We start from the raw sequence: 21,908 nt of genomic DNA, 5'->3' as shown, positions 1-21,908 counted from the left end.
GTCCCCGGATTCCTTGCTCAACTGCACAAATCGGGGACGGGGACGGGCGGTCGGGGACCGGGTGGGTCAGGACAGGAGCGCGTCCACGAACTCGTCGGCCACGAACGGCGCCAGGTCGTCGGCGCCCTCTCCGAGCCCCACGAGCTTGACGGGGACCCCGAGCTCTCGCTGTACGGCGATGACGATCCCGCCCTTGGCGGTGCCGTCGAGCTTGGTGAGCACGATCCCGGTGACGTCGACGACCTCGGCGAAGACCCGAGCCTGCGTCAGGCCGTTCTGACCGGTGGTCGCGTCGATGACGAGCAGCACCTCGGTGACCGGTGCCTGCTTCTCGATGACCCGCTTGACCTTGCCGAGCTCGTCCATCAGGCCGGCCTTGGTGTGGAGGCGGCCGGCGGTGTCGATGACGACGGTGTCGTAGCCGCCCTCCTTGCCGGTCTTGACGGTGTCGAACGCGACCGAGGCGGGATCGCCGCCCTCGGGACCACGGACGGTCGGGACACCGACGCGCTCGCCCCAGGTCTGGAGCTGGTCGGCGGCCGCGGCGCGGAAGGTGTCCGCGGCGCCGAGCACGACACTGTCGCCGTCGGCGATCAGCACGCGTGCGAGCCGCCCGACGGTCGTGGTCTTGCCGGTGCCGTTGACGCCCACCACGAGCACCACGCCGGGGGCGCCGTCGACACCCTTGGCGGCGATGCTGCGGTCGTACGACGGGTCGACCAGCGTCACGAGCTCCTCGCGCAGGATCGACCGGGCGACCGCGGGGTCGGCGACACCCTCGACCCGGATCCGGGTGCGGAGGCGCTCGACGAGCTCCTGCGTCGGCGCAACGCCCACGTCGGCGGTCAGGAGCGTGTCCTCGATCTCCTCCCAGGTGTCCTCGTCGAGACGGTCACGGCCGAGGAGTGCGAGCAGGCTCTTGCCGAGCGAGGACTGGGAGCGGGCGAGCCGGGTACGGAGCCGGACCAACCGGCCCGCGGCGGGCGCAGGCTCCTCGATCGCGGGTCCCGGCGCGGTCGGAGCGGTCGCGACGGCTCCGGGCTCGTTGCCGGTGTCGGACTCGTCGATCTCGCCCGGCTCGGGAAGCACGGGCTCCACCCCGTCACCGGTCGGTGCAGGCTCCTGCTCGGGGCGCTCGCGGAGGTCGTCGAGACGGCGGTCGACGGTGTCGGCCGGCGGCAGGGCCTTGCCCCGCGAGCCGACCACGAAGGCGGCGATCCCTCCGATCAGGAGGACGGCGACGGCGAGACCGATGAAGACGTAGAGCGTGGTGGTGTCAGACACGATCCCTGATCCTAGTGGGCTCGCCGATCCGGACGACGTGCGACGCGGCCGCGAGCGCTCGCTCGTCGTGGCTGACGAGCAGGATGGAGCGCTCCGGGGCGAGCGCGACGAGGTCGCGCAGCAGGGCCTCGGCGGTCGCCGCGTCGAGGTGCTCGGTGGGTTCGTCGAGCACGAGGACGCGGTGCCCTCCGAGCAGCAGCCGGGCCAGTCCCAGACGCTGCCTCTCCCCGCCGGAGAGGCGGCCGCCGTTCTCCCCCACCTCGGTGTCGAGACCGTCGGGCAGCCCTGCGACGAAGGCCCCGAGACCCGCCGCGTCGAGGGCGGCCAGGAGCGTACGGTCGTCGGCCTGCGGGTCGGCGATCCTCAGGTTCTCTCGGATCGAGGTGTCGAAGACGTGCTCGTCCTGGCGGAGGGTCGCCACCACCTGGCGGACCTGGTCACCGGTCAGCGCGTCGATCGGCGTACCGCCGAGGGTGATCGTGCCCGCCCTCGGTGCGGCGAGCCTCAGGAGCACCGCGGCGAGGGTCGACTTGCCCGACCCGCTCGGTCCCGAGACCGCGACGACCGCACCCTCTGGGAGGTCCAGGTCGAGGCCACGGACGAGATCCTCGCCCTCACCCCACCCGAGGGCGACGTCGCGCAGGTGGAGGTCGAACCCGGCGGGGTCGGGTGCAGGGTGCTCCGGATCCACCACGTCGTCGTGAGCGGCGACCAGCTCGTCGATGCGTCGCCGGGAGGCTGCCGACCGTTGCGCCTGCTGCTCGATCGCGCTCAGGCCCTCGAGTGGCTCGGCGAGCGCCACCGGGGCGAGGACGACCACGGCGAGCAGGACCGGGCTCAGGGCGCCGTCGGCGACGGCGGCCACACCCGCCCATGCGATCAGGCACGTCGCGACGCCGAGACAGATCCGGACGACCATGACGCCGAGTCCGTCGAGGAAGGCGGCACGGCGCTCGGTCTCCGCGAGCCTCTCCCCCGTGCGCGCGACCGTGGCACGGGCATCCTCGGCGGCACCGTACGCCACGAGGTCGCGCGAGGTGCGCAGCGTCTCCGCGACCTCGGCGGCGAGCTCACCGCGCAGCCCGGCGGTCGCCGCGTTGGAACGACTCCCTCCGGTCCGTACGGCGACGAGGACGCCGACCCACGCCACGACCACCGCCGCAGCCAGCACGAGGCCGCCGCGGGGGAAGATCGCGAGGACGAACCCGACCACGATCGCCGACGAGACCGCGGTCACGGCCCGCGGGATGGTCGCCCGGACGATCCGGTCCTGGATCGCGTCGACGTCGGAGACGATCCGAGCGATCCTCTCCCCGCGTCGGCCCGCGGCGAGCGTCGAGGGCGACAGCCGCTCCAGCCGCTCATAGACCGCGAGCCGGATCGAGGTGCCCACACGCAGGGCGCCGTCGTGGGTGTAGAGCCGCTCGACGTAGCGCAGCGCGGCGCGCGCGATCCCGAACGCCCGCACGGAGACGATCGCGAGCATGAGATAGAGCACGGGCGGGTGCTGGGCCGCACGCGAGATCAGCCAGGCGGAGACGAGGAGCAGCCCGATCGAGCTGAGGCTCGCGAGCAGCCCGAAGAAGCCGCCGAGGACCAGCTGGCGGCGCGCGGTGGTCATGCCGCCATCCCCGCGGGCACGAGGGGTACGACCCGGTCGGCGTCGTCGACGAGTGCGCGGCGGTGCGCCACGACCAGCACGGTGACGTCGGCGGCGCGCAGCGCTCGTCGTACGTCCTCCTCGGCCGCGGTGTCGAGGCCGGCGGTGGGCTCGTCGAGCAGCATCACGGTCGCTCCTGCTCGGCGTACCCGCAGCAGCGCCCGGGCGACGGCCAGACGCCGCCGCTCCCCCGCCGACAGGTTGGCCCCGCCTTCGTGGACCTCGCGCTGCGGCGAGAGATCGGGCGCGCCGGCGTCGCGGAGCGCCTCGGCGACCTCGTCGTCGGAGGCGTCACGCGCCCCCAGACGGACGTTGCCGGCGACGGTCCCCGACAGCAGACCGGGCACCTGCGGCACCCAGGCCATGCGCGAACGCCACGAGGCGAGGTCGATGTCTGCGAGGTCGTACGTCGTTCCGTCGGCCGCACGGACGGTGACACGGCCGGTGGTGGGGGCGACGAATCCCATCAGCACATCGACCAGGGTGCTCTTGCCGCACCCCGACGAGCCGGTGACGGCGAGCACGCGTCCTGGTTCGAGCACCAACGACGTCGGCGCGAGAGCGGGTGTCGTACGCCCCGGGTAGGACACGGAGACGTCGTCCACGACGATCGTTGCGCCGCCGAGGTCCGGTGCGACGGTCCGGCGGACGGCGACGTCCTGGTCGTCGAGGATCGCGTAGACGTCGTCGGCGACCGCCTGCCCCTCGGCCGAGTCGTGGAAGTGGGCGCCGACCTGGCGAATCGGCAGGTAGGCCTCCGGCGCGAGCACGAGGACGAACAGACCAGTCATCAGCGAGAGGTGGCCCTCGACGATCCGCAGACCGATCGACACGGCGACGAGGGCGACAGAGATCGTTGCGACGAGCTCGAGCACGAACGACGACAGGAAGGCGAGGCGCAGGGCACCCATCGTCTCCTTGCGGTTGCGCTCGCCCACCTCGGCGATGCCCTCGGTCTGGTTGCGCGAGCGCCCGAAGACCTTGAGCACGACGAGTCCGTCGAGCACGTCGGCGAAGTGGTGGCTGAGCCGGACCATCGCGCGCCACCGCCGCTCGGTCCGGTCACGCGTCATGTAGCCGACCAGCACCATGAACACCACGATGAGCGGGAGCGTCACGGCGATCGTGATCCCCGACAACGGGTCGGCCACGAACACCGCGACGACGACCACCGCCGGCACGGTGAGGGCCAGCGCGAGCTGTGGGAGGTAGCGCGCGAAGTAGGTGTCGAGCTTGTCCATGCCGGGCCCGAGCAGCGTGACGACGTGGCTCGACTCCGGGCGAGCCCCGTGGTGGGGCGCACCGTCGAGAAGCCGGCCGACCACCTCCTCGCGCAGCTGCACCTTCACCCGTGCCGCCGCGCGTGCCGACACGACCGCGTGGAGCCAGCCGAGCACGGCGCGGGTGAGGATCACCGCAGCCAGTGCCAGCACGGCGGCGGTGACGACGTCGACCAGTCCCGACCGCTCGAACCCCTCCGAGACGACCCGGGCGATGAGCCACGACTGGCCAACGACCAGCGCCGCCATCGCCGTCGCGATCACGACGCTGGCGGCGAGGTAGGTACGGACCGCCCGCGACCGCCGGACGAGGCGGGGGTCGAGCGGCGGCGACGAGGCGGTCCGTACGTTCAGGGTTGTCATACCGGCGAGTGCAGGTGCTCGTCGTCCTCGACCGCGATCGAGTCGACGCTGATCCGCTTGCGGAACACCCAGTAGCTCCACGCCTGGTAGCCGATCACGATCGGGACGAACACCACGGCCACCCAGCTCATGATGGTGAGCGTCTTGTCGGTGGAGGCCGCGTTCTCCGTCGTCAGGCTGTAGGCCGGATCGAGGGTGGACGGCATCACGTCCGGGAACAGCGCCACGAACAGCGACATCACGGCGAGACCGATCGCGGCCATCGTCCCCATGAACGCCCAGCCGTCGCGCCGTGCCCAGGCTGCGAGCAGGCCGCCCACGAACGTCAGCGCCGCGAGCCCGGACAGGGCCCAGACCCAGACCTTGTCGTGGTCGAGGCAGGTCCAGAGCAGGAATGCGACGGCCAGCACCGCGGCGACGAGGCCGATCTTGAGCGAGAACGCCCGCGCCCGCTCGTGGATGATGCCGCTGGTCTTGAGGGCGAGGAAGTTGGCGCCGTGGGTGAGGAACAGCGTCAGCATGACCACGCCCGCCAGCAGCGCGTACGGGTTGAGGAGGTCGAAGAAGCCGCCGACGTAGTTCTTGTCGGCGTCGATCTCGACGCCGCGGACGATGTTGCCGAACGCGACACCCCACAGCAGGGCCGGGACGAAGGAGCCGAAGATGATCGCGGCGTCCCAACGGCTCTTCCAGGTCGCGTCGTCGCGCTGGTGGCGGTATTCGAAGGCGACCCCGCGCACGATCAGCGCCACCAGGATCAGCAGCAGCGGGAGGTAGAACCCGCTGAACAAGGTGGCGTACCACTCGGGGAACGCGGCGAAGATGCTCGCGCCGGCGACGATCAACCAGACTTCGTTGCCGTCCCAGAGCGGGCCGATCGTGTTGATCATCGTGCGGCGTTCGCGGTCGTTGCGGCCGAGGATCGGCAGCAGCATCCCGACACCGAAGTCGAATCCCTCGAGCACGAAGTAGCCGATGAAGAGGAACGCGATGACGCAGAACCAGATGGTGGTGAGTTCCATGATCCCTCTCCTCTCAGTACGCGAACGCCATCGGGCGGTCGTCGGGCTGCTTGCCTGTCTCGTTGTCCGGGTCCACCTCGGGCAACCCCTTCTTGACGGCTGCCAGGAGCAGCTTGACCTCGATCACCGCGAGAACGCCGTAGACGAGGGTGAAGACGATCAAGGACGTGAGCACCGTGCCGGCGCCGACGTTGGGCGACACTCCGGCCTCGGTCGGCATCAGGCTGAAGACGATCCAGGGCTGACGACCCATCTCGGTGAAGATCCAGCCGAAGGAGTTCGCGAGGAGCGGAAGGAGCATCGAGGCGACGGCGAGCCAGATCGGCCAGCGCTTGTCGCCACGCGGCACACGACCCCCGCGGGTCGACCAGAGCATCCACGCGCCGATCGCCATCGCCAGACCACCGCACGTGATCATCAGGCGGAAGCTCCAGTAGGTGACGGGGATGTACGGCTTGTAGTTGCCGGGGCCGTACGTCTCCTCGTACTCGGCCTGGAGCGAGTTGATGCCGCGCACCTCACCGTCCCACGTGCCCGTCGCGAGGTAGGACAGCACGTGCGGCACCTCGAGCTGGTAGAACGGCTTGTCACCGCTGAGCGACCCGATGGTGAGCACGGAGAACGGCGCGGGCTGGGCATCCTCGTACAGGGCCTCTGCAGCCGCCATCTTCATCGGCTGCACCTCGGTCATGATCTTGCCCTGGATGTCGCCGGTGACGATCGTGCCAAGGCCCGCGACGAGCAGGGTGACCGCTCCGAGGCGCAGGGTGGATCGGAAGGCGTCGGCGTCCGCGGGCTTGCGGCGGATCAGCCACCACATCGACACCGCGGCCATCAGCCCGCCGGCGACCATGAAGGCACCGAACAGCGTGTGCGGGACCGTGATGAGCACGACCTTGTTGGTGAGGACGTCGGTGAAGCTCTCGAGCTCCGCGCGTCCGCGCTCGGCGTTGAACGTGTAGCCGACCGGGTTCTGCATGAAGGAGTTGGCCGCGAGAATGAAGTAGGCCGACAGCGCGGTGCCGACAGCGGCGATCCACATGCAGGCGTTGTGCAGCGCGGGCGAGAGCTTGTCCCACCCGAAGATCCAGATGCCGAGGAATGTCGACTCGAGGAAGAACGCCAGCAGGCCCTCGACGGCGAGCGGCGCACCGAAGATGTCACCGACGAACCGCGAGTAGTCGGACCAGTTCATCCCGAACTGGAACTCCTGCACGATGCCGGTCACGATGCCCATCGCGAAGTTGATCAGGAAGATCTTGCCGAAGAACTTCGTCAGACGGAGCCACTTCTCGTTGCGCGTGCGCACCCAGGCCAGCTCGAGGCCTGCGACGAGAAATGACAGTCCGATGGTGATCGGTACGAAGAAGAAGTGGTACACGGTGGTGATCCCGAACTGCCACCGTGCGATCTCGAGTGCTTCCATGGTGCCCCTCAAGGCTCGATCAATCGTCAGGCTAAATCCGGAGCCGGTGGGCGGCGAATCCGGCGAGTCCTCGCCAGACCGTCGACGACGCTCTGTAGGAGAAACGCTACTACGCAGTGTCGTAGATCAGCAGGTGGGGTACGACACAGAGTCGTAGCCCCCCGGTACCCTTGAGCCATGGCACGACTGGGCGAGCTCGAGCGCGAGGTGATGGACCTCCTCTGGGAGTCCGCCACCCCCCTGACCGGACGCGAGGTCCTGGACCTTCTGACCCCCCGCAGGGACCTGGCCTACACGACGGTCACGACGATCCTCGACCGGCTCGCCCGCAAGCGTGTCGTCGACCGTGACCGGAGCGGACGCGCGTTTACCTACGCGCCCACCGTCGGTCGTGACGAGCTCACCGCCACGCTGCTGCACGAGGTCCTGGCCTCGGCCGGAGACGACCGTACGGCGGCGCTGGTGCACTTCGCCGAGACCGCCAGCAACGACGACGCCCGAGCTCTGCGCGAGGCTCTCGCGCGCATCGAGGCGAAGCAGCCTCCGGAGACGCCGGCCACGAGCTCATGACCACCCCGCTCCTGCTCGGGCTGATCGGTCTCGCGCTGGCTCAGCCCGTCCCCGCGATGCTCGCGCGGATGGACTGGCCCTATCGCGCGCCGCGGGCTGCCGTCGTCCTCTGGCAGGCGCTCGCGCTCGCCGCGATCCTCGCCGTCGTCGGCGCCGGGCTGTCCGCGTCGCTGTGGCTGGTCGTCCGCGAAGGCGCCCCGAACCCCGAGCCCGGCGTGGCACGGATGGTGCTGCACGTCGCGTTCCTCGGGCTCACCGTCGTCGTCGTCGCCCGGACGGTGTGGTCGTTCCTCAGTGTGGCCGCCGAGGTGCGCACGACCCGCCGGCGACACCGCGCGATGGTGGATCTTGTCGGCACCCGCGACGACGCGGGCCGCTCGGTCCGCATCCTCGACGCCCACGAGCCCTTCGCCTACTGCGTCCCTGGCCTCGACGCGCGTGTCGTGGTCTCCCGAGGGACCCTCGACTCGCTCGACCCGGCGGAGCTCGACGCCGTCCTCGCGCACGAGCGCGCCCACCTCCGGGCACGGCACGACGTCGTGGTGGACACGTTCTCGGCTCTGCACCGGGCCTTCCCGCGGGTGCTGCGGACCGAGGCGGCGCTCGAGAGCACGCGTGTCCTGGTGGAGCTGCTCGCCGACGACCACGCGAGGCGCCGCGCGGGCACCACGCCGCTGGCGCGTGCGCTCGTCAAGCTCGGCACCCGCCCCGCCCCTGCCGGGGCGCTCGGAGCGAGCAGCACGCTCGTACGCCGGATGGATCGGCTCGAGAACGAGGTCAGCGCCGCCGCACCTGCGGGTCGCGTCGAGGCGCTCACCTGCTACGTCGTCGCCGCCGTCGTGGTGCTGGTGCCGACCTTCAGCCTGGCGGTGCCGTGGATCGCCTCAGCCTGGTCGACGCTGACCTGACGCGTCGGCGACCTCGGCGACCTCGGCCTCGGGGTGCCGACCGATGTCGAGCCGGTCCGCGATCGCCACGAGAAGCCGGTCGATGCTCTCCGCGCCCCACACGGACGACGGCACGTGCTTCCCTCGGTACGGGTAGGCGAGCACTGCGCCGAGCATGACGGCCGCTGCCACGATGATCAGCATGACGGGCACGATGACGACGACCGGCGACACAGGACGACCCCCAAGATTCGGTCTAAAACGGACTCGATCAGGCTCTCACACGAGAGGGGCAGCCGCGTCCTCGGACACCACGCCTCGGACATGACCTGCGTCACGTGGCGCCAACCGGGCACAGGTCGCGCCGGGCATCTCGGCGCGGCGTGGGTCGGGGTCCGGCGGTGAGAGGTGAGTCACTACGCTCCGCCCATGACGAGCACGAGCGACCCATTGGCGATGGCAGAGCACTGGCTGGACGTCGGCAACCCGCAGCGTTGCCTGGACCTCCTCGCCGAGGGCGCGTCGGAACCCGACCAGGCTCGCGCCTTCGAGCTCCGCTCGCTCGCGCTGATCCGCCTCGGACGTCGCCAAGAAGGGTACGAGGTAGCGCTCCGAGGCCTCGAGATCGACCCCGACAGCGGTCCGCTGCACTTCTACGCCGCGCAGGCCGCTGACTTCTCCAGGCGCCCCAAGGAAGCCGAGCGACACTTCCAGCGTGCTCTCGCCCTGTGCCCGTCCGACTTGGCGATACGCACCCGGTACGGCGCGTTCCTCGTCGACGAGAAGCGGCTCGCTGAGGCCGACCGTCAGGTCACTCAGGCACGCGAGCTCGACCCTGAGGCTCTGGAGCTCACCCTGCTGCGTGCGCGCATCGCGGTGGCCCGCAAGGGCTGGGAGCAGGCGCGTGCGCTGGCGCGCCGCGTGCTCGCCGAGGAGCCCAACAACTCGGAGGCGCTCCAGCTCGACGCCGTCGCCGCCTCGGAGCTCGGCGACCAGGAGACGGCGGTCCGCAGCATGCGCCGGGCTGCGGCGACCAACCTCGACGATCGGGAGCTGGCCCTCGCGGCGCGACGTGCCGCGATCGCGATGCTCCCCGTGATGTGGCCGCTGCGGTTGTTGAGCCGCTTCGCCTGGTGGCAGGTGGCGCTGGTCACCTTCGTCGCCCTGAGACTGGTCCGGGCGACGATGCCCGAGCCGGTTCAGATCACCGTGGCGGCCGTGTGGGTCGCCTTCCTTGTGTACAGCTGGGCGCTCCCGGCGGTCCTCACGGCCTGGGTGAAGAGGAGGGCGCGGTGACCACCTCGGGGCACGCGCGCATCACGGGACTGCGCGCCGCGCTCGAGGCCAGCCCGGACAACGAGACCCTCCTGCTCCTCCTGGCCGAGGCACTGCGCGCCGACGGCGACGACGACGCGGCACTCGAGGTGTACGCGCGCCTGCTCGCGGCGCATACCCTTCCTCCCGAAGAAGCCTTGGTGGCCGCCGATCTCGCCCTCACGCTCGGCCACCTCGGCGTCGCGCGCGGGTGCCTCGAGGTCGCGCGCGGCGGGGGCCAGATCGAAGGGCTGTCGGATCTCGAGTCGCGCATCGCGACGGCACTCGCCCCCTCCGGAGATGCCCCGGCCGAGCCGGCGGAGGTGGTCCGTTTCAGCGACGTCGGTGGCCTAGAAGACCTGAAGAAGCTCCTGCACCGCATGATCGTGATGCCCTACGTCCGGCCCGACCTCTACGCGAAGTACGGCCGACACGGCGGCGGCGGTGTCCTGCACTATGGACCTCCAGGTTGCGGCAAGACGCTGATGGCGCGCGCGGTGGCCGGCGAGTGCGGGCTGCCCTTCATCCCGATCCGGATCGAGGACGTCGTCTCCCCCTACTTCGGGGCATCGGAGCGCAACCTCGCCGACGCGTTCGCCCACGCACGGGCGTTTGCCCCCTGCGTCGTGTTCATCGACGAGCTGGACGCCCTGGCCTACAAGCGCCACCGCGCGGAGGGAGACTCCGCGCGACGCTTGACCAACGTGCTGCTCCAGGTGATGGACGGGGTCGGCAGCGATACCACCGACATCCTCGTGATGGGTGCTTCCAACGCACCGTGGGACGTCGACACTGCGCTCGTCCGACCAGGCCGGTTCGATCGGCACGTGTTCGTCCCTCCGCCAGACGCGCGTGCCCGCGAGATGATCCTGGAACGACTGCTTCGTGATGTCCACGCCGAGCCGGGCAGCACCGCTCGTGTGGCCGGGCGGACCGAGTTCTTCTCCGGAGCGGATCTGCGTGCCCTCGTCGAGCGGGCCGCCGACCGAGCGATCGACCGTGCACTCGAGACGGGGGACGAGGCTCCGCTCGGTGCAGGCGACATCGAGCACGGGCTGGCTGGCCTGCGCCCCAGCACCCTCGACTGGCTACGCCGCGCACGCGACTACGTCGAGTTTTCCAACGCCGACGACCGTTGGGACGACGTCGCCGCCTACCTGCGGAGCCGGCCGATCCGAAAACGGCTCTGAGGCCCGCCACGCACCGCCTACGATCGCCCGGTGCCCCTCCCCCGTGTCCGCATCATCCAGCTGTCCCCCGAGACCCTCCGCGCTCTCGCCGACGGCGACCTCGACGCGGCTGACGCGACGGCGCCGGTCCCGCTGTCCCCGGCGTTCGTCAGCCCGACCTTCCGCAGGATCTGGGCGATGCGTGCCGATCAGGTCGTCACCGATCCCTCCAGCGCCGCGTGGGTCACCGGCGTCATGTGGGACGAGGACGCAGAGCGCGCGGTCGGCCGGGCGGGCTTCCACGGTCCACCCGACTCCGACGGGATGGTCGAGATCGGCTACGAGGTGGATCCGGAGCTCCGACGGCGCGGCTACGCGCGGGCTGCGCTCGAGGCGCTGCTCGCCCGCGCCGACGCGGATCCGAGGGTGCGCGTCGTCCGCGTCACGATCGGCCCGCACAACACCGTCTCGCGCGATCTCGCCCTGCCGTACGGGTTCGTCGAGGTCGGCGAGCAGTGGGACGACGAGGACGGGCTCGAGATCGTCTACGAGCGCGCGGCGATCAACCCCGCACCAGCGGAGCGACCGCCGCACGGATGACGTCCGGCACCGGGGTGACCGTCCGGTCGGCGCGAGTCACGTAGACGTGCACGAACCGCCCGATCGCCGCCGGCTCGGGAGAGGTGCCCTGGAACAGCCCGATCTCGTAGACGATCGAGGACGTGCCGAGCTTCTCCACCGCCAGGCCCACCTCGACGTCCTCGGGGAAGCCGAGCTCGCGCTTGAATCGGCAGCCCGTCTCGACCACGAGTCCGATCGCATCGAGCCGGCGGATGTCCGTGCCGGCGGCGTCGATCAGGTAGCCATTGACCGCGGTGTCGAAGTAGGAGTAGTAGGTCACGTTGTTCACGTGCCCGTAGACGTCCTCGTCCGACCACCGCGTGGTGATGCGGCGCAGCACCGGGAAGTCGTCGCGGCTCGGGCTCGAGGGACCTTCAGGAGTGGCGCTCACGCGCCGACGATAGCGGGGGCTAGGCGGGCTCGGCCTCGCGCATCCGCTGGCTGATCACCGCGGAGACGCCGTCACCGCGCATCGACACGCCGTAGAGCGCGTCGGCCACCTCCATCGTGCGCTTCTGGTGGGTGATGACGATGAGCTGGCTGTTCTCGCGCAGCTCCTCGTAGATCTCCAGCAGACGCCCGAGGTTGGTGTCGTCGAGCGCGGCCTCGACCTCGTCGAGGATGTAGAACGGGCTCGGTCGCGCCTTGAACAGCGCCACGAGGAACGCCACCGCCACCAGCGACCGTTCGCCACCCGACAGCAGCGACAGCCGCTTCACCTTCTTGCCCGGGGGCCGCGCCTCCACCTCGATCCCCGTCGTGAGCATCGAGGACGGGTCGGTGAGGATCAGGCGCCCTTCGCCTCCGGGGAACAGCCGGGAGAACACCCCCTCGAACTCGCGGGAGACGTCGTGCCAGGCGCTGGTGAACACCTGCTCCACGCGCTGGTCGACCTCGATGACGATGTCGAGGAGGTCCTTGCGGGTCTTGCGCAGGTCCTCGAGCTGCTCGGACAGGAACTTGTGCCGCTCCTCCAGCGCCGAGAACTCCTCCAGCGCCAGGGGGTTGACCTTGCCCAGGAGAGCGAGCGACTTCTCGGCCACGCGCAGCCGCTTCTCCTGCTCGGCGCGGACGAACGGCACCGGCTCCGGGTCGGGCTCATCCTCGTCCGCATCGACAGGACGGGGTACGGGGACGAGCGTCTCGGGGCCGTACTCGGCGACCAGCGTGTCGACCTCGACACCGATCTCGTCCAGCGCCCGCTGCTCGAGCGCCTCGATACGGAGCCGCTGCTCGGTCCGGGCGACCTCGTCACGGTGGACGGAGTCGGTCAGCCGCGCAAGGTCGACGGACAGGTCGCGGAGCCGACGGCGTACGTCGGCCAGCTGCTGGTCGCGTCCCGCACGCGCCTCCATGATCTCGTCGCGCGACTTCTTGGCCGCAGCGAGCGACACCGCCACGTGCTCCAGCACGACCTGCGCGGCCTCACCGACGGCACGCGCGGCAGCGCCCTCACGACGCAGCCGCTCGCGGCGTACGCGGTCGCGCTCGCGGGCGGCGCGCTCCTCGCTCGCCCGGCGACGCAGACCGGCCGCGCGGCCAGAGATCGCGCGAGCCCGCTCCTCGCTCGTCCGCAGGGCCAGCCGCGCGTCGGTCTCCGCGGCGCGGCTCGCCCGAGCCGCCTCGGCGAGCTCTTCCCTCGCGCTGTTGTCCGGCTCGTCCTCGGGCGCCTCCTCGGCGTCCGCGAGGCGCTGCTCGAGCTCGACGAGACCGGAGGCCGCGTCGTCGCGCGCCTTCTGCGCCGTCGTGATCGCGGCCGCGACGCGGGTCGCCTCGTCCTTGGCCGCCTTGACGGTCGACCCGAGCTGGGCGAGCTTCTCGGTCAGGGCGTTCGACTTCGCCTCCGACTCGCGGCGCTTCGCGACCGCGACGTCGAGGCGCTGCTTGGCCTCGTCGCGCTGCACCGTCAGGTCGGCGACCTCCACGTCCAGCTCGTCGCGACGGGCAGCGACCTCGCGGAGGCTCTCACCGGCGTGGTCGACCGCGGCCTGGACCTCGATGAGGCTCGGGACGTCCTGCGAACCCCCGGCCACGTAGTGGCCACCGACCAGGTCGCCGTCGCGCGTCACCGCGACGACCGCCGGCATCCGCTCGACCAGGGCGCGCGCCGCCTCGACGTCATCGACGACCGCGACACGGTCGAGCAGGCGACCGAGCGCCGCGTGCACCCCGGCCGGAGCCTCCACGACGTCGAGGGCGTACGAGGCACCAGAGGGCAGCGACGGCCACGACGTCCGGTCGCCGGCCTCGGCCGATCCGAGGACGAGTCCGGCGCGGCCGTCTGCGCCCTCCTTCAACGACGCGACGGCGCTGAGCGCGGTCTCCAGCGTGTCGACGGCGACGGCATCGGCGGCCGGGCCCAGGGCTGCGGCCACGGCCGTCTCGTACCCCTCCCGCACCGTCATGACCGCGGCGACCGAGCCCAGGACACCGCCGAGCCGGTCGGAGGCGCCGAGCACGGCACCGGCACCGTCCTTGCGCGCGAGACCCATCTCGAGGGCCTCCTTGCGTGCCTCGAGAGCTGCACGCTCGCGATCGGCGGAGTGGACCGCGTCCTTGGTCTTGGCAAGCCGCTCGGTCGCGTCGGCGAGCGCGGCCTCGGCGGCCTCGATCTCCGCGGCCAGGCCGGTCTCACCCGACCCGAGACCCGCCACCTGCGTCTCGGCGACCGTGAACTCGTGCTGAGCGCGCTGGGCGCGCTGCTCGGCGAGCAGGCGGTTCTCCTCGAGCCGACCAATCTCCTCCTCCGCGGCGAGGACCCTCGTGCGGAGCGTGTTGACCTGACCGGTGAGACGCGCGAGCCCTTCACGCCGGTCGGAGGCGGCTCGGACGAGGCCGGCGATGCGGCGGTCCTCGACCTGGAAGGCCTGCTCTGCCTCCTTGCGGGCGGCGATCGCGTCCTGGAGCCCTTTCTCGGCGGCGGCGACCTCCTCGGCGATCGCCTTCTCCTGGGCCTCGAACCGACCGGCCTCGTCCTCGAGCTCCTCGGGGTCGCGACCCCGTCGCTCGTCAGGAGGGAGCGCGGCGGCGTTGCGGACCCGCTCGGCGGCGAGACCGGCCGTGCCCTGGACGCGCTCGCGCATGCTGGTGAGGCCGTACCAGGTGTCCTGCGCCTCCTGCAGCCGCGGCGCGTCGGCACGCAGCGCGTCCTCGAGCGCCGCCTCCTCGGCGCGCATCTGATGGACGGCTCCCTCGACGGCGGCACGCCGGTGCTTGAGCGCCTCCTCGTCGGCGAGCTCCGAGCGCAGGACCTCGCGGGCACGGACGACGTCGTCGGCGAGCAGCCGCGCTCGGGCGTCGCGGACGTCGGCCTGGACGACCGCAGCCCTGCGGGCCACCTCCGCCTGGCGGCCCAGCGGCTTGAGCTGGCGACGGATCTCGGCGAGGAGGTCCTGGAGACGAGTCAGGTTGCCGTCGGTCGCGTCGAGCTTGCGGAGCGCCTTCTCCTTGCGCTTGCGGTGCTTGAGAACACCGGCCGCCTCCTCGATGAAGCCTCGGCGTTCCTCCGGCGACGCCCGGAGGACGGAGTCGAGCTGGCCCTGGCCGACGATCACGTGCATCTCACGACCGATGCCGGAGTCGCTGAGCAGCTCCTGCACGTCGAGGAGCCGGCAGTGGTTGCCGTTGATCGCGTACTCGGAGCCGCCGTTGCGGAACATCGTGCGCGAGATCGTCACCTCGGCGTACTCGATCGGGAGCGCACCGTCGGCGTTGTCGATCGTGAGGACGACCTCCGCGCGCCCGAGCGGCGCCCGACCCGCGGTCCCGGCGAAGATGACGTCCTCCATCTTTCCGCCGCGCAGCGACTTGGCCCCCTGCTCGCCCATGACCCAGGCGAGGGCGTCGACGACGTTGGACTTGCCGGAGCCGTTGGGTCCGACGACACAGGTGATGCCGGGCTCGAGCTGGAGGTGGGTGGCAGACGCGAAGGACTTGAACCCACGCAGCGTCAGGCTCTTGAGATGCAAGCCATGCTCCTTCACGCGTACGACAGGGACTGCGGGCAGCGGGGAAGGATGCCGCTCTCAGGGTAGGCGACCGACACCGGTCGCCCGTCGCGCCACGCCCGGGGCAGCGCCACGCCCCCCGTCGGACCCAGAGGGGACCCGGGGGTCAGGAGCCGGCGGTCTCCAGCAGGTCGGCAGTCGACAGACGCACCTGGTCGAGGTCGGTCGAGGCGCTCAGCTCGTCGTTCTCGTGCTTGAGCCGGACCACCTCCGCCTCGAGATCGGCGATGCGTCGGCGAAGCTGGGTTTCGCGGACCTGCTGGTGGACGCTCGGCGTCGCCACGTAGCCGAGGAGAGCCTTGGCCATCGGATTCCTTCTCATCGGGACTGATGGGCGGGGCGACGCCGCATCCGGAAGGTCGAGCCGGCCTGTCGAGTGACCCTTGACCGGCGAGCCGTCGTGGGACGGACGACGCCGTCTCCTAGTGTCCCACCCGGGTCCCATTCGGGTCAATCCGGCTCCGCCGTCCACCGCTCGGGCCTGTGGCGCTTGACCGGCGGTGGCCCCGTCCGATGGACTGACCGGGTGAGCGAGGGATGATCGCCGACGCCTCCGTACGCCGAGCCGCGCACCGGACCGTCCTCGGCGCGTTCGAGGGGACCTCGGTGCCCGGATGGTTGGCCGGCCTGGCCGACGACGGGCTCGGCGGGATCTGCCTCTACGGCAACAACCTCGCCGCCGACCCCCTCGAGGTCGCGAGCCTCGGCCGGGCGCTGGCCGCCGCGTGTCCCTCGCTGGTGCTGGCCCTCGACGAAGAGGGCGGTGACGTCACCCGGTTGCACTACGCCGACAGCAGCCCGTACCCGGGCAACGCCGTGCTCGGTCGCGCCGACGACCTGAGGACCACCGGCGCCGTCGCTCGCGCGATCGGCGCGGAGCTCAAGGCGGCCGGGATCTCGCTCGACCTCGCGCCGGACGCCGACGTCAACTCCAACCCGCGCAACCCGGTGATCGGGACCCGCAGCTTCGGCGCCGATCCCGCCCTCGTCGCCCGCCACACCGCGGCGTGGGTGCGTGGGCTCCAGAGCCAGGGTGTCGCCGCGTGCGTGAAGCACTTCCCGGGCCACGGCGACACCTCCACCGACTCCCACCTGGCGCTCCCCCGTGTCGACGCGGACCTCTCGACTCTCCTGAGGCGCGAGCTCGTCCCCTTCGTGGCGGCGAGCGCGGCCGGCGCCGCGACGATCATGACCTCTCACATCGTGCTGCCCGCGCTCGACCCCGAGCGTCCGGCGACGCTGAGCCCGAGGATCCTCACCGGGCTCCTCCGCGGCGAGCTCGGGTTCAGCGGCGTCATCATCACCGATGCCCTCGACATGGCGGGCGCGAGCGCCATGATCGGAGTCCCGGCGGCCGCCGTGGCGTCCCTCGCCGCGGGGGCCGACCTGCTGTGCATCGGGCCCTCGCTGCGTGGACGCGGGCGGGACGAGGTGCGCGACGTCGTCGACGCCGTCGTCGCCGCCGTCGGGGACGGGACGCTTCCCGTCGAGCGGTTGTACGACGCCGCCGCGCGGGTGGACGCGCTGAGCGCCGCTTATGCGACAGGCGCGAGGCCGGCCGACCCGACGCTGGTCGAGACCGGGCGAGCCGCCGGGCGGCGCGCCGCCGTGGCGGTCGTCGGCGAGGTGGGGACCGTCGGCGACGGGCCACCCCTCGTCGTCCGCCTCGAGACCGGCGCCAACATGGCCGTCGGGGACGCGGCGTGGGGAGATCTCGGCGTCACCGGCGCCTCCGTCGTCTCGGTCGTCGACGGCCACCCCTCGGCGACCGACCTGCGGGGACACGACGGTCCGCTCGTGGTCGTCGCCCGCGCCGCCGCCTCTCATGCCGACAGCTGGGCGTGGCTCCGTACTCTCGTCGACGCGCGCCCCGACGCCGTCGTGGTGGAGCTGGGCTGGCCCGCGCCCGAGATCGACGCCCTCCCCCGCGTCGTACGAGGGTGGGGGGGCTCTCTGCCCCCGTCCCGGGCCGTCGGCGAGGCGATCGACCGCGCACGGCGGGCGACGGCACCCGCACCCGCACCCGCACCCGCACCCGCACCCGCACCCGACGGTCCCCACCGAGAGGAACGATGATCGCCACCACCATCGGGTTGGACATCGGCGGGACCAAGGTCCACGGCATCGCCGCCGACCAAGCCCGTCCCGACGAGGTGCTGGCGGAGGCCCGCCTCCCCACGGCACCGGGCCCCGCCGGGGTCGTCGCCACCGCGCTGGAGGTGGTCGGGCGGCTGGTCGAGAGGCTGCCGAGCGGGACGACGCTCGTCGCGGCGGGCGTCGGGATCCCCGGTGCGGTCGACGCGGCCGGTGTGCTGACCAACGCCGTCAACCTCGACGTCCACCACCCGCTCGATCTCCGGGGCGTGCTCAGCCAGGCCCTGTCGATCCCGGTGACCGTCAACAACGACGTGAACGCGGCCGCGTCCGGCGCCGCCACCTGGCTCCGCTCGCGCGGCGAGCCCCAGGACCTCGCGCTGCTGTCTGTCGGGACCGGCCTCGCCGCGGGCCTCGTCCTCGGCGGGCGGCTCCGGCACGGCGCGTCGGGGCTCGCGGGTGAGGTCGGGCACCTCACCGTCGTCGAGGACGGGCCCCTCTGCACGTGCGGGCAGCGTGGATGCCTCGAGCTCTACGCCTCGGGTCGCGGACTCGCACGCCAGTGGCCGTACGACGGTCCCTCCCCCCAGCCGGTCGCGATGTTCGACGCCGCCGACGCCGGGGACGAGCGGGCGATCGCCGTCCGTGAGTCGTTCGTGGGTCGGCTCGTGGAAGCGGTCCGCATCGTGACCCTTGCGGTGGACCCGGCACGCGTGGTGCTGACGGGTGGCGTGATGCGGCTCGGCGACCGCGTGACCAAACCGTTGTTCGCGCGGATGGACGCCGACGCGACCGCCTCGGCGTTCGTGTCGAGCATGCGGCTGCGGGAGCGGACGCTCGCGCTGCCCGTCGACTACCCGGCTGCCGCCCTCGGGGCCGCCGCCCTCGGGTCAGCCGCCCTCGCGAGCGAGGGCCGGCGTGCGGGCGGGACGCCGTGACGCCGGCGCCCCGCCCGTCGCTCAGCCGAGACGCAGGCCGGTCGCCTTCGAGAAGACGTGGACGCGCTCAGGGTCGACCGTGAGGTGGACGACGTCGCCGATGGCCGGCGGCGTACGCCAGTTGACCCGGGAGACGAGGAGCTGGTCCTTGTCATCGTGCTTGGTGTGGCCGTAGGCGAACGCGTCCGAGCCGAGCTCCTCGACGACGTCGACGACGGTCGCGATCCCCTGCTCACCGAGCGCCATGTCCTCCGGGCGGACGCCCAGCGTGACCGTGGCGGCGTCGGCGTGCGCGAGCACCTCGCGCGTCACCGGCACGACGGTGTCGCCGACCTTGACTCCTCCCTCGGTGACCTCCACCTCGAAGAGATTCATCGCCGGAGAGCCGAGGAAGCCCGCGACGAAGACGTTGTTGGGCGCGTCGTACGTCGCACGGGGGGTGTCGATCTGCTGGAGTACACCGTCCTTCATGACCGCGACCCGGTCGCCGAGCGTCATCGCCTCGACCTGGTCGTGCGTCACGTAGACCGTGGTGGTGCCGAGACGGCGCTGCAGCTGCGCGATCTGTGCGCGGGTCTGGACGCGCAGCTTGGCGTCGAGGTTCGACAGCGGCTCGTCCATGAGGAACACCTGCGGCGACCGTACGATCGCGCGGCCCATGGCGACGCGCTGGCGCTGGCCGCCCGAGAGCGCCTTCGGCTTGCGGTCGAGGTACTCGGTCAGTCCCAGCATGTCAGCAGCCTCGGCGACACGTGACTTGATCTCGCTCTTGGACTTGCCGGCGATCTTGAGCGCGAAGCCCATGTTCTCGGCGACCGACATGTGCGGATAGAGCGCGTAGTTCTGGAAGACCATCGCGATGTCGCGGGACTTGGGCGGGAGGTCCGTGACCTCGCGGGTCCCGATGAGGATCCGGCCGGCGTCGACGTCCTCCAGTCCCGCGAGCATCCGCAGGGAGGTGGACTTGCCGCAGCCTGAGGGCCCGACGAGGACGAGGAGCTCGCCGTCGTTGACCTCGAGCTCGAGCTTGTCGACGGCGGGCCGCTCCTGGCCCGGGAAGACGCGCGTCGCCTTCTCGAAGGTGACAGATGCCATGACTGATACATCCCTTCAGCGGCAGGAACGTGCCGCACGATCCGAGTGAAGTGGAGACGACCCGGGACGGGCCTGCGGCTCATTGTTGCCCAGGACGACTTATCCGTCTACGGGGTGCGGTGATCCGAGGTCCGCGACGCCGGACCGGCGGGGTTCTGCCGACGGCCCCCGATAGGGTCGGAGCGTGGATCCGCTCTTCGCACCACCCGCCGAGACGTGGCACCCCGTCTCGGTCAAGCTGCGCACGCTGCACCGCCTCGTCCTGGTGCTGTGGACGGTGGTTCCCGCGGTCGTGGTCTGTGTCGCCCTCGCGCTCCTGCTCCAGTGGTGGTGGCCGGTCGCCGCCGTGGCGGGCGTCGCGGTCGCCGTTCTCGTCTGGGGCTGGTTCTGGGCGGCCCGCAACCAGGCGGCGTGGGGCTTCGCCGAGAACGCCGAGGACCTGTGGATCCGCCACGGAGTCGCGTGGCGCAAGATCGTCGCGGTCCCGTACGGCCGTGTCCAGTACGTCGACGTCACGGCCGGTCCGTTGGAGCGCTCGCTCGGGATCGCCAAGGTCTCGCTGCACACCGCGAGCTCCCACACCTCGGCCGTGATCCCCGGGATCCCCTCCGACGAGGCCGCCCGACTCCGCGACCGGCTGACCGAGCTCCGGAAGACCCGTGGCTCCGGGATCTGAGCACCCGGCGCTCCCCCCGCAGGAGGCGCTTCCCGCGGTCGGACAGCGGACGCACCCGGCGAGCGCGCTGGTGCGGGTGTGGCTGTGGGTCGCGGCCGGTCTCGTCGGATTCGGACGCGACGTCCTCGAGGGCGGGCCGGAGCGCAGCCTGCTGTCGGCACTGTGGATCGGGCTCGCCATCGTGGCCGCCGCCGCGGTCCTCGGGATCGCGTTCGGCTACCTGTCGTGGCGGTTCACGCGCTACTTCATCGACGGGCGCGAGGTCCGGGTGGAGAGCGGCGTCCTCACACGACGCTCGCGGCGCGCGCCGTACGAGCGGATCCAGTCCGTCGACGTGGCCGAGCCCTTCGCCGCCCGGATCTTCGGGCTGTGCGAGCTCAGGATCGAGCTGGCGGGTGGCGACGACTCACGTGTCTCGCTCCAGTACCTCCGGCGCGGCGAGGCCGACCGGCTGCGCGCGATGCTCCTGCAACGGGCGTACGAGGCAGGCTCGCAGGCCCTGCGGGAAACCGCGGCGGTCCCCGCGCCGGCCGCGCCCGGTGTCGCAGGCTCGGACGGGGCCGGCACTGCCCCGCCGGGTCCGCCACCGGTGCCATCTCTCGATCTCTCCCCGCCGATCCTCGTCGTACCCCCGACCCGACTCGTGGTGGCGACCGTCCTGTCAGCGGAGTTCCTGACCCCCGCGGTGTTCTTGACGGCACTCGTGGTCGGCGGAGTCGTGTTCCCCGGCCTGATCGTCTTCGGTGTGGTCCCCCTGCTGCTGTGGGCGGGCCAGGTGATCATGTCGCGCGTGATCGCTCAGTGGGGCTTCACGCTGCGGCGCGCTCCCACCGGGCTCCATGTCACGCGCGGGTTGCTCTCGCGGATCTCGCAGACAATCCCGTACGACCGGGTGCAGGCGGTCGTCTCCCGCCAGGCGGCGCTGTGGCGGCCGCTGCACCTCCACCGCGCCGAGGTCACCGTCGCCGGCGCCTCGCGCGACTCCGACGACTCGGGGAGCGCGACCCTCGTCCCGGCGGCGACGCCGGAGGAGGTTCGGCGTGTCCTTGCCGAGCTGTTCGCCGACGTCGATCCGTCGGCGGTGCCGAAGGTGCGGGCGCCGCGTCGGTCGTGGCTGCTCGCGCCCGTGGGCTGGCGGTTCCGTGCGGCGGGGTCGGACGGGCACGCCTTCGTCGCCGAGCAGGGGTGGGTGACCCACCGGACCGACGTCGTCCCGCACGCGAAGACGCAGTCCGTGACCCTCTCGCAGGGGCCGCTGCAGCGTCTGCGGGGTGTCGCGGACGTCGCCGTCCACACGCCCGACGGGCCCGTCGCGGCACGCGGCCGCTCCCTCGATGCGGCTGATGCGCGTGCCCTCGCGACCACTCAGCTGGTTCTCGCACGTCGGGCCCGCGAGGCCCTCGGCGAAGCCTGACGCGCCGTCGCTCAGCCGACCGTCCGCGTTTCGTGGGGGGGGGGGGGGGGGGGGGGGGGCCCCCCCCCCCCCCCACCCGCCCCGGCGG

19 protein-coding genes are annotated in these 21,908 nt (G+C 71.7%); 9 read left to right on the top strand and 10 right to left on the bottom strand.

The features are described from left to right. Positions 1 to 66 precede the first annotated feature (66 nt). From ftsY to KV102_RS16100, 5 genes are read right to left on the bottom strand one after another with little or no spacing between them, the layout of a single operon-like run. Positions 67 to 1,284 carry a signal recognition particle-docking protein FtsY gene (ftsY, locus tag KV102_RS16120; RefSeq protein ID WP_220341234.1) on the bottom strand — a complete coding sequence of 406 codons (1,218 nt, stop codon included), beginning with the start codon at positions 1,282 to 1,284 and terminating at the stop codon, positions 67 to 69. Continuing rightward, the gene (gene cydC / locus KV102_RS16115) at positions 1,277 to 2,905 is read right to left on the bottom strand and encodes a thiol reductant ABC exporter subunit CydC (protein ID WP_220346897.1); all 1,629 of its coding nucleotides are present in this window, start codon (positions 2,903 to 2,905) and stop codon (positions 1,277 to 1,279) included. Before cydC ends, ftsY begins: the two co-directional genes overlap by 8 nt. After that, positions 2,902 to 4,587: a thiol reductant ABC exporter subunit CydD gene (gene cydD, locus KV102_RS16110; protein ID WP_220346896.1), complete on the bottom strand. Its 1,686-nt coding sequence runs from the start codon at positions 4,585 to 4,587 to the stop codon at positions 2,902 to 2,904. The genes cydC and cydD overlap by 4 nt, the downstream gene beginning before the upstream one ends. Further along, on the bottom strand, positions 4,584 to 5,609 hold the full coding sequence (cydB, locus tag KV102_RS16105) for a cytochrome d ubiquinol oxidase subunit II (RefSeq protein WP_220346895.1): 1,026 nt from the start codon (positions 5,607 to 5,609) through the stop codon (positions 4,584 to 4,586). The genes cydD and cydB overlap by 4 nt, the downstream gene beginning before the upstream one ends. Positions 5,610 to 5,622: 13 nt before the next feature. Beyond that, on the bottom strand, positions 5,623 to 7,035 hold the full coding sequence (locus KV102_RS16100; RefSeq protein WP_220346894.1) for a cytochrome ubiquinol oxidase subunit I: 1,413 nt from the start codon (positions 7,033 to 7,035) through the stop codon (positions 5,623 to 5,625). Between the two features lie 177 nt (positions 7,036 to 7,212). Between KV102_RS16100 and KV102_RS16095 the strand changes: the two genes are divergently transcribed. Together KV102_RS16095 and KV102_RS16090 are read left to right on the top strand one after the other, a co-directional pair. After that, positions 7,213 to 7,605 carry a BlaI/MecI/CopY family transcriptional regulator gene (locus KV102_RS16095; protein WP_220346893.1) on the top strand — a complete coding sequence of 131 codons (393 nt, stop codon included), beginning with the start codon at positions 7,213 to 7,215 and terminating at the stop codon, positions 7,603 to 7,605. After that, positions 7,602 to 8,513 carry a M56 family metallopeptidase gene (locus tag KV102_RS16090; RefSeq protein ID WP_220346892.1) on the top strand — a complete coding sequence of 304 codons (912 nt, stop codon included), beginning with the start codon at positions 7,602 to 7,604 and terminating at the stop codon, positions 8,511 to 8,513. Before KV102_RS16095 ends, KV102_RS16090 begins: the two co-directional genes overlap by 4 nt. Here the strand turns inward: KV102_RS16090 and KV102_RS16085 are convergent. After that, the gene (locus KV102_RS16085; RefSeq protein WP_220346891.1) at positions 8,490 to 8,696 is read right to left on the bottom strand and encodes a hypothetical protein; all 207 of its coding nucleotides are present in this window, start codon (positions 8,694 to 8,696) and stop codon (positions 8,490 to 8,492) included. The genes KV102_RS16090 and KV102_RS16085 overlap by 24 nt on opposite strands. 225 nt (positions 8,697 to 8,921) lie before the next feature. Between KV102_RS16085 and KV102_RS16080 the strand changes: the two genes are divergently transcribed. The 3 genes from KV102_RS16080 to KV102_RS16070 are packed head-to-tail and all read left to right on the top strand — an operon-like array spanning position 8,922 to position 11,575. Then, the gene (locus KV102_RS16080; protein ID WP_220346890.1) at positions 8,922 to 9,788 is read left to right on the top strand and encodes a tetratricopeptide repeat protein; all 867 of its coding nucleotides are present in this window, start codon (positions 8,922 to 8,924) and stop codon (positions 9,786 to 9,788) included. Then, positions 9,785 to 10,996, top strand: a complete 1,212-nt coding sequence (locus KV102_RS16075; RefSeq protein ID WP_220346889.1) for a 26S protease regulatory subunit — start codon at positions 9,785 to 9,787, stop codon at positions 10,994 to 10,996. Before KV102_RS16080 ends, KV102_RS16075 begins: the two co-directional genes overlap by 4 nt. 30 nt (positions 10,997 to 11,026) lie before the next feature. Further along, the gene (locus tag KV102_RS16070) at positions 11,027 to 11,575 is read left to right on the top strand and encodes a GNAT family N-acetyltransferase (protein ID WP_220346888.1); all 549 of its coding nucleotides are present in this window, start codon (positions 11,027 to 11,029) and stop codon (positions 11,573 to 11,575) included. On the opposite strand, the gene KV102_RS16065 is transcribed toward KV102_RS16070, so the two are convergent. The 3 genes from KV102_RS16065 to KV102_RS16055 all read right to left on the bottom strand — a co-directional run bounded on the left by KV102_RS16065 (position 11,538) and on the right by KV102_RS16055 (position 15,910). Next, positions 11,538 to 11,987, bottom strand: a complete 450-nt coding sequence (locus KV102_RS16065; protein ID WP_220346887.1) for a thioesterase family protein — start codon at positions 11,985 to 11,987, stop codon at positions 11,538 to 11,540. The genes KV102_RS16070 and KV102_RS16065 overlap by 38 nt on opposite strands. 19 nt (positions 11,988 to 12,006) lie before the next feature. Continuing rightward, entirely contained in the window at positions 12,007 to 15,564 is a 3,558-nt protein-coding gene (gene smc, locus KV102_RS16060) for a chromosome segregation protein SMC (RefSeq protein WP_220346886.1), read from the bottom strand. Positions 15,565 to 15,709: 145 nt separating this feature from the next. After that, positions 15,710 to 15,910, bottom strand: coding sequence for a hypothetical protein (locus KV102_RS16055; RefSeq protein WP_220341220.1), 201 nt, complete (start codon positions 15,908 to 15,910; stop codon positions 15,710 to 15,712). A gap of 230 nt (positions 15,911 to 16,140) precedes the next feature. Between KV102_RS16055 and KV102_RS16050 the strand changes: the two genes are divergently transcribed. Next, positions 16,141 to 17,679 carry a glycoside hydrolase family 3 N-terminal domain-containing protein gene (locus KV102_RS16050; RefSeq protein WP_220346885.1) on the top strand — a complete coding sequence of 513 codons (1,539 nt, stop codon included), beginning with the start codon at positions 16,141 to 16,143 and terminating at the stop codon, positions 17,677 to 17,679. Further along, positions 17,676 to 18,635 carry an ROK family protein gene (locus KV102_RS16045; RefSeq protein WP_220341218.1) on the top strand — a complete coding sequence of 320 codons (960 nt, stop codon included), beginning with the start codon at positions 17,676 to 17,678 and terminating at the stop codon, positions 18,633 to 18,635. The genes KV102_RS16050 and KV102_RS16045 overlap by 4 nt, the downstream gene beginning before the upstream one ends. Positions 18,636 to 18,656: 21 nt before the next feature. Here KV102_RS16045 and KV102_RS16040 read toward each other — a convergent pair whose 3' ends face one another. Continuing rightward, positions 18,657 to 19,730: an ABC transporter ATP-binding protein gene (locus tag KV102_RS16040; RefSeq protein WP_220341217.1), complete on the bottom strand. Its 1,074-nt coding sequence runs from the start codon at positions 19,728 to 19,730 to the stop codon at positions 18,657 to 18,659. A 184-nt stretch (positions 19,731 to 19,914) separates the two neighbouring features. On the opposite strand from KV102_RS16040, the gene KV102_RS16035 reads away from it, so the two are divergent. Together KV102_RS16035 and KV102_RS16030 are read left to right on the top strand one after the other, a co-directional pair. After that, the gene (locus KV102_RS16035) at positions 19,915 to 20,406 is read left to right on the top strand and encodes a PH domain-containing protein (protein ID WP_220341216.1); all 492 of its coding nucleotides are present in this window, start codon (positions 19,915 to 19,917) and stop codon (positions 20,404 to 20,406) included. Then, positions 20,390 to 21,820, top strand: a complete 1,431-nt coding sequence (locus KV102_RS16030; RefSeq protein ID WP_220341215.1) for a PH domain-containing protein — start codon at positions 20,390 to 20,392, stop codon at positions 21,818 to 21,820. The genes KV102_RS16035 and KV102_RS16030 overlap by 17 nt, the downstream gene beginning before the upstream one ends. Positions 21,821 to 21,908 lie beyond the last annotated feature (88 nt).

This window comes from Mumia sp. zg.B53, assembly GCF_019550935.1.
GTDB lineage: Bacteria > Actinomycetota > Actinomycetes > Propionibacteriales > Nocardioidaceae > Mumia.
This window is presented reverse-complemented; position numbering and strand designations above follow the sequence as displayed.

What these genes read in the sequence shown, in the direction of transcription:
- cydC (WP_220346897.1), bottom strand. Translation starts at nt 2,905, where the DNA reads ATGACCACCGCGCGCCGCCAGCTGGTCCTCGGCGGCTTCTTCGGGCTG.
- cydD (WP_220346896.1), bottom strand. Translation starts at nt 4,587, where the DNA reads ATGACAACCCTGAACGTACGGACCGCCTCGTCGCCGCCGCTCGACCCC.
- cydB (WP_220346895.1), bottom strand. Translation starts at nt 5,609, where the DNA reads ATGGAACTCACCACCATCTGGTTCTGCGTCATCGCGTTCCTCTTCATC.
- KV102_RS16100 (WP_220346894.1), bottom strand. Translation starts at nt 7,035, where the DNA reads ATGGAAGCACTCGAGATCGCACGGTGGCAGTTCGGGATCACCACCGTG.
- KV102_RS16095 (WP_220346893.1), top strand. Translation starts at nt 7,213, where the DNA reads ATGGCACGACTGGGCGAGCTCGAGCGCGAGGTGATGGACCTCCTCTGG.
- KV102_RS16090 (WP_220346892.1), top strand. Translation starts at nt 7,602, where the DNA reads ATGACCACCCCGCTCCTGCTCGGGCTGATCGGTCTCGCGCTGGCTCAG.
- KV102_RS16085 (WP_220346891.1), bottom strand. Translation starts at nt 8,696, where the DNA reads ATGCTGATCATCGTGGCAGCGGCCGTCATGCTCGGCGCAGTGCTCGCC.
- KV102_RS16080 (WP_220346890.1), top strand. Translation starts at nt 8,922, where the DNA reads ATGACGAGCACGAGCGACCCATTGGCGATGGCAGAGCACTGGCTGGAC.
- KV102_RS16055 (WP_220341220.1), bottom strand. Translation starts at nt 15,910, where the DNA reads ATGGCCAAGGCTCTCCTCGGCTACGTGGCGACGCCGAGCGTCCACCAG.
- KV102_RS16050 (WP_220346885.1), top strand. Translation starts at nt 16,141, where the DNA reads ATGATCGCCGACGCCTCCGTACGCCGAGCCGCGCACCGGACCGTCCTC.
- KV102_RS16045 (WP_220341218.1), top strand. Translation starts at nt 17,676, where the DNA reads ATGATCGCCACCACCATCGGGTTGGACATCGGCGGGACCAAGGTCCAC.
- KV102_RS16040 (WP_220341217.1), bottom strand. Translation starts at nt 19,730, where the DNA reads ATGGCATCTGTCACCTTCGAGAAGGCGACGCGCGTCTTCCCGGGCCAG.